Source organism: Kineococcus indalonis (assembly GCF_009906395.1).
In the GTDB taxonomy this organism is placed as follows: domain Bacteria; phylum Actinomycetota; class Actinomycetes; order Actinomycetales; family Kineococcaceae; genus Kineococcus; species Kineococcus indalonis.
Map to the genome: position 1 here is coordinate 1 of NZ_JAAALM010000393.1, position 3,809 is coordinate 3,809.

Genomic DNA, 3,809 nt, shown 5'->3' on the forward strand with positions numbered 1-3,809 from the left:
CACTCGGGCGCCTACGTGCCCAACCGGGTGCTGGCGGTGACCTTCACGGCGCGCGCGGCGGGGGAGATGCGCACCCGGCTGCGCGAGCTGGGGGTGGCGGGCGTGCAGGCGCGCACCTTCCACGCGGCGGCGCTGCGCCAGCTGCAGTTCTTCTGGCCGCAGGCGATCGGCGGCACCCTGCCCAACCTCGCCGAGCACAAGGCGCCCCTGGTCGCCGACGCGTGCAACCGGCTGCGGCTGCCCTCGGACCGCGCGCGGGTGCGCGACCTCGCCGCCGAGGTGGAGTGGACCAAGGTCATGCTCGTGGACCCCGACGACTACGTCGCCGCGGCCACCCGCGCCGGGCGCGGCGAGCCGGGCGGGCTGGACCTGCCGACGGTGGCGCGGGTGGTGCGCACCTACGAGGAGGTCAAGACCGACCGCGCCGTCATCGACTTCGAGGACGTGCTGCTGCTGACGGCCGGCATCCTCGACGAGCGCCCCGAGGTGGCCGCCACCGTGCGCCAGCAGTACCGCCACTTCGTCGTCGACGAGTACCAGGACGTCTCCCCGCTGCAGCAGCGCCTGCTGGACCTGTGGCTGGGCGAGCGCGAGGACCTGTGCGTCGTCGGCGACGCCAGCCAGACGATCTACTCCTTCGCCGGCGCCACCCCCGAGCACCTGCTGGACTTCCCGCGCCGCCACCCCGGCGCCACCGTGGTGCGCCTGGTGCGCGACTACCGCTCCACCCCCGAGGTCGTGGCGCTGGCCAACTCGGTGCTGTCGATGGCCTCCGGCCGCCACGCCCGCGCCCGCCTGGAGCTCATCGCCCAGCGCCCCTCGGGCCCGGCGCCCACCTTCACCGCCTACGACGACGACGTCGCCGAGGCCGCGGGCGTGGCCGAGCGCATCGCGGCCGAGGTGCGCGCCGGGCGCAGCGCCAAGGACGTCGCGGTGCTCTTCCGCACCAACGGGCAGTCCCAGGCGCTGGAGTCGGCGCTGGCCGACGCCGGCGTGGGGTACGTGGTGCGCGGCGGGGAGCGCTTCTTCTCGCGCAAGGAGGTCCGCGACGCGGTCGTGCTGCTGCGCGGGGCGGTGCGCGCGGCGCTGCCCGGGCACGACCTGGGCGCCGAGGCGCGCGCGGTGCTCACCTCCGCCGGGTGGGCCGAGCGCCCGCCGAGCCCGGGCGGGGCGGTGCGCGAGCGCTGGGAGTCGCTGCAGGCGCTGGTGGTGCTGGCCGACGAGCTGGCCGCCACCCGTCCCGGCGCGCAGCTGGCGGACCTGGTGGAGGAGCTCACCGAGCGCGCCTCCGCCCAGCACGCCCCCACCGTCGACGGCGTGACCCTGGCCTCCTTCCACGCCGCCAAGGGCCTGGAGTGGGACGTCGTGCACCTCGTGGGCGTCAGCGAGGGGCTGCTGCCCATCTCCTTCGCGGAGACCCCCGACGAGGTGGAGGAGGAGCGCCGGCTGCTGTACGTGGGCGTCACCCGCGCCCGCGAGGCCGTGCACGTCTCCTGGGCGAACTCGCGCACCCCCGGCGGCCGCGCCACCCGCAAGCCCTCCCGGTTCCTGGACAACCTGCGCCCGGACAGCGCCGGCGGGCCCGGCGCGCGCGGGCGCACCTCCGCGCAGCGCTCGGCGCGGCGCTCGGGCCCGGTGCTGTGCCGGGTGTGCGGGACGTCGCTGACGGGGGCGGTGGAGCGCAAGCTGGGCCGCTGCGCGGACTGCCCGTCCAGCTACGACGAGGCGGTGTACGAGCGGCTGCGCGAGTGGCGCGCCGGCACCAGCCGGGCGGCGTCGGTGCCGGCGTACGTGGTGTTCACCGACGCCACGCTCACCGCCATCGCCGAGGCCATGCCGCAGGACACCGGCGAGCTGGCCCGCATCCCCGGCGTGGGCCCGGCGAAGCTGGAGAAGTACGGCGAGGACGTCCTGGCGGTCCTGACCGCGGAGTGAGCACCCGGAACCGTTGCACCGCAACGGTTCCGGGTCTGGTTGAGACGTCACGGGAAACTCGTTCCGCCCTGGGCGGAAAAAAGCGTTGTGGCGCCCGCGGGGGTGCCCCTACAGTCGGATCACGACAGCGCGCGGGACACCGCGCCGACCGCCGGCGGCGGAGGGGAGGGCAGCAGCGATGGACACCACCACGTACGCGAACGTCGACATGCGCACCGCGTTCGACGCGACGCCCGCTGCCCTGCGCCGCTCCGCGCTCACCTGGCAGCGCAGCCACGCCTCCACCCCGGTCGTGACCAGGGGTGGAGTGCGCCTGGACGCCGTCGCCGCGCGCCTGCGCGGCGCCGTGGACGCCCACCTCGTCCGCGGCGGCGAGCGCACCACCGCCGGCTCCACCCCTCGCACCACCGTCCCGTCCTCGGGGACCACGCCCACGAGTCCACCGGTCTAAGCAGACCGGCGCTCTCCTGGCCGCGGAACCCGACACCTCGGGTCCGCGGCCTTTCTGCGTCTGCGGGCTCTCCTCACCGGCAGTACCACCGCCTCGCAGAGAACCCAGAGAGATGACCGTGCGCACCACCGCGACCCGTCAGGACGACCAGCTCCGCCGCCGGCACGCCCGGCGCGACCAGCAGCACGTGACGCAGCCCGCTCGAGACGAGGAGGTGAGCGGCGTGCAGCGCCGCCCCGCGACCGACCCCCTGCCCTGCCGCCGCTACGACTCCGAGCTCTGGTTCGCCGAGTCGCCGGACGACGTGGAGCTGGCCAAGTCGCTGTGCAGCGACTGCCCGCTGCAGAGCGCTTGCCTCGCAGGCGCTCTGGAGCGCGGTGAGCCGTGGGGCGTGTGGGGCGGCCAGCTCGTCCTGGCCGGGGTCGTCGTGCCCCGCAAGCGCCCCCGCGGCCGTCCGCGCAAGCACCCCGTCGCCGCGTGAGCACCACCGGCACCACCGCGAGCACCACCCGGGGCGGCACCGCCCCCACCAGCACCGCACGAGCAACCGCGATCCCCCGGAGGGACGAAGTGTCGTACGTCGAGGAAGCCCTGTACCGAGAACGCCTGGCCGAGGCGCACCGCAGCGCCGAGCGCGCCCGCGTCGTGCGCGCCCTGCGGGCCCGCCGGCGCGCGGAGGTCGCCGCGCGCCGGGCCGAGCGCCTGGCCGAGCGCGCCGACGCCGCCCTCGCGGCGGCCGTCTCCGTCGGCGGCCCGGTGGTCCCCGCCTGAGGCGGGCCACCACCGCGGTGGACCCGCCCGCCCCAGCGGCGGGCGGGTCCACCGCGGGACGCGCCCGAGCCGGTGCGTCAGCCGGCGTCGACCGGCAGGTCCAGGCACCCGCACTGCGGGTGCGCGGACCAGCGCCGCTGCTGCACCAGCGCCTCGGGCAGCAGCAGCTCCAGCGTCGCGCCGAGCGCGGCCGGCCGCCCGCCGTCCAGGTGCGTCAGCACCTGCAGCGCGGCGAGCCCGGCCACCGCGGACGCCGTCGCCGCCTCCTCCACGCCCGCCGCACCCCCGCGGCTGAAGCGGTCGAGCACCCCGGGCCAGCCGGGGTCGGCGTCGGTGCGGTGCAGGTCCAGGCACCGCAGGCACGGCGTCGTGCCCGGCAGCACCAGCGGCCCCACGAGCGCGTCGGTGTCGCGCAGCACCACCGACAGGTGCGGCACGCCCTCGGCCACCAGGCCGTCCGCGGCCACCGCGTCGGCGGCGTGGTGGTCCACCAGCACGACCACGTCGGCGTGCCGGGGCGCAGGAGCGGCCGCGCCCGGCCGCAGCCGTTCCGCCAGGCGCCGCGCGCGGTGCTGGGCGACCGCACCGCGCGGGCGGCCCAGCTCCTGCGGGTCCGCGCCCGGCACCGCCGCGTCCGCGGCCGTCACCGGGC

General features: G+C 77.2%; 4 protein-coding genes and 1 pseudogene. 4 read left to right on the forward strand and 1 reads right to left on the reverse strand.

Annotated features, from left to right (window positions below; genetic code table 11):
- The 4 genes from GTR00_RS16265 to GTR00_RS16280 all read left to right on the forward strand — a co-directional run.
- A partial coding sequence (locus GTR00_RS16265; protein WP_166612634.1) for an ATP-dependent DNA helicase UvrD2 occupies window positions 1-1,935 on the forward strand: 1,935 nt, incomplete at its 5' end.
- 178 nt (window positions 1,936-2,113) lie between these two features.
- Complete coding sequence (locus GTR00_RS16270) at window positions 2,114-2,386, forward strand: hypothetical protein (protein ID WP_166612635.1); 273 nt, start codon at window positions 2,114-2,116, stop codon at window positions 2,384-2,386.
- 112 nt (window positions 2,387-2,498) lie between these two features.
- Window positions 2,499-2,867, forward strand: a complete 369-nt coding sequence (locus GTR00_RS25110) for a WhiB family transcriptional regulator (protein ID WP_166612636.1) — start codon at window positions 2,499-2,501, stop codon at window positions 2,865-2,867.
- The gene (locus GTR00_RS16280; protein ID WP_166612637.1) at window positions 2,864-3,157 is read left to right on the forward strand and encodes a hypothetical protein; all 294 of its coding nucleotides are present in this window, start codon (window positions 2,864-2,866) and stop codon (window positions 3,155-3,157) included. The genes GTR00_RS25110 and GTR00_RS16280 overlap by 4 nt, the downstream gene beginning before the upstream one ends.
- A 77-nt stretch (window positions 3,158-3,234) precedes the next feature.
- Here GTR00_RS16280 and GTR00_RS16285 read toward each other — a convergent pair.
- A pseudogene (locus tag GTR00_RS16285) lies at window positions 3,235-3,809 on the reverse strand (hypothetical protein); the annotation flags it as partial.